A 567-nucleotide genomic window follows, 5' to 3' on the forward strand; every position below is an offset into this window, starting at 1 on the left:
GAACATTAGAGGCAGCTAATAGTTCTTTAGTCAGCAGGGGCAAACCAACACCCCAAGTCGCATAGCGCTCAAACCGGGAGAAATATCATGCAACGGCTTATGTTCACATCAGTTGTAATCGCTTTGTCGGCTGGGCTGTCGTTGTCACAAGCCGCCACGCCCGTTCAACAAAAACACGGTATCAGAACAAATTATGGTGCGGCCGGCGGCATGAAGGTCGACCCCACCATAACGGGCGGCACGTCGAAACCGAATGCGGCAAAAGATTGTGCCACCGGCCAGCAGACCGGCAGTGCACAGTCTTCGGCGCCTGGCCAGGCGACAGTCGACGCGAAGGGTGCCGCCGCTGGCCAGATGGAAAAGACAGTTGCGCGCTGCTGAACCATCGCCGCGCGCTTCAAGCAGATCGGTGCGGATCGAGGAGGAGAAGCCGGGTCTGATCGGGCCGTGTAAAGCACCTACGCGGCGAGGAGGATCTGCGGCATGCCTCGCTGCAGGATTTCCGGGAAGAGACGAGCTAGCGCGAAGCACATGTCAAGTCTACCGGGATCGAACAGAGTGGAACCT

General features: G+C 58.2%; 1 protein-coding gene. It reads left to right on the forward strand.

Going from position 1 to position 567, the window contains the following annotated elements; genetic code table 11:
* Window positions 1-87 precede the first annotated feature (87 nt).
* Entirely contained in the window at window positions 88-381 is a 294-nt protein-coding gene (locus ACXJ7R_RS35955) for a hypothetical protein (protein ID WP_457155921.1), read from the forward strand.
* Window positions 382-567 lie beyond the last annotated feature (186 nt).

The sequence above is a fragment of the Mesorhizobium sp. P5_C1 genome, assembly GCF_054049815.1.